This window comes from Streptomyces chlorus, assembly GCF_042655885.1.
Taxonomy (GTDB): Bacteria; Actinomycetota; Actinomycetes; order Streptomycetales; family Streptomycetaceae; genus Streptomyces; species Streptomyces chlorus.
This window is the reverse complement of sequence record NZ_JBHSOA010000164.1, coordinates 1-1,630: the sequence shown is the minus strand read 5'-3', so window position 1 is coordinate 1,630 and position 1,630 is coordinate 1. Positions and strand designations below refer to the sequence as shown.

The following is a 1,630-nucleotide window of genomic DNA, read 5'->3' as shown; positions in this document are numbered from 1 at the left end:
AGCCCTGCGATCGCCCCCAGCTCGGCGTGAAGGGTCGGCTCAGCGGCGACCGGTGATGTGATGAGGAGAAGGACTGTCACGTCGGTGTACTCGTCCTCGTAGAGGTCGTCTTGGCCGTCGTCTCCAGGAATGGCGTTCGGCTGGACGTGGAGGCGGGTCGTGTCGGCGAGGACAGCGAGGAAGTAGTTGCCGAGGTAGTCGCTCTCGCGCTCGGTGAAGCCCACCGTGAGTCGGTCGGCGAGCAGGTCGGACAGCTCCTGGGCCGTGTAGGTGTTCGTGCCGTAGGTGTCGAAGCTGGTCATCGTGACATTCTCCTCAGGCCGCAAGGGTCTCGGCGCGTTCGATCAGCTGGCCGTTCTCGAACCTGGCGCCCGCGCGGACCAGCGCCACCAGGTGGGCCCCGGTGATCGCCCGCCAGCGGGCCTGGGCCGACTCGACCAGCTTGAACACCATCGCGAGGGCGGCGGCGGGGCTGCCGGCGCCGCGGGTGACCCTGGTGCGGAGCTTGACCGTGGAGAACGTCGACTCGATCGGATTCGTGGTCCGCAGGTGGACCCAGTGCTCGGCCGGGAAGTCGTAGAACGCCAGCAGTTCCTCCCGGTCGTCGGTGATCTTCGCGACAGCCTTGGGCCACTTGGTGCCGTAGGTCTTCGCGAACGCCTCGATCGCCTTCTCGGCATGCGCGCGGTCCTCAGCGTTGTAGATCTCCTGCACCGCCTTCGTCGCGCCCGGTTGCGCGGACTTCGGCAGGGCGTTCGTGACATTCCGCGCCTTGTGAACCCAGCACCGCTGATGGCGAGCAGCGGGGAACACCTCGGCGAGCGCCCGCCACAGTCCCATCGCGCCGTCGCCGACGACCAGCTCCGGGTCGCGCATGCCGCGCCGTCGGCAGTCGCGCAGCAGGTCCGCCCAGGATTCGGTGGACTCCCGCAGCCCCTCCGCGAGCGCGATCAGCTCCTTGGTCCCGTCGACGCGGACGCCGAGCAGGACCAGGACACACGAGTGCGCCTGCCCGAGCCGAACCTTGGGGTGAACCCCGTCGGCCCACACGTAGACGAAGTCGCGGTCGGACAGGTCCCGGGCCTGGAAGGCGACGTGGTCCTCGCCCCACTGCTTCGTCAGCCGGGTCACCGTCGCCGCAGACAGCCCCGCCGTGCCGCCGAGGAACTGCTCCAGCGCGGGCACGAAGTCCCCGGACGACAGGCCGTGCAGGTAGAGCAGCGGCAGCACCTCGCTGACCTTCGGTGACTTGCGGCACCACGGCGGCAGAATCTTCGAGGAGAACCGCTTTCGCTCGCCGGTGGCCTCGTCGACGCGGCGGTCGTTCACCCGCGGCGCGGTGACCTCGACGGGTCCGGCCGCGGTGACCACGGTGCGGGGCCGGTGGTGGCCGTTGCGGACCACCAGACGGCGCCCACGCTCGTCGGTCTCGGCCGCCAACTCGGCTATGTACTGGTTGACTTCCGCCTCCAGCGCCGCGGCCAACATGCGGCGGGCGCCCTCGCGCACGATCTCGTCGATCAGGGAGCCGTCTCGCGTGGCGGCGTCGTCATTCACTACGGTGAGCACGGGCGTGCCTTCCCGACCGGCGCTCGCAACGCCGGCCTACTCGGTGACCATCAAAGGATCA

2 protein-coding genes are annotated in these 1,630 nt (G+C 69.4%); both read right to left on the bottom strand.

All coding sequences use genetic code 11. From position 1 onward, the window contains the following. Positions 1-302, bottom strand: a 302-nt coding sequence (locus ACFPZI_RS37145) for a hypothetical protein (protein WP_381371579.1), incomplete at its 3' end; no start/stop codon positions are given. A 13-nt stretch (positions 303-315) separates the two neighbouring features. Then, on the bottom strand, positions 316-1,569 hold the full coding sequence (locus ACFPZI_RS37140; RefSeq protein WP_381371578.1) for an IS256 family transposase: 1,254 nt from the start codon (positions 1,567-1,569) through the stop codon (positions 316-318). Positions 1,570-1,630: the final 61 nt, after the last annotated feature.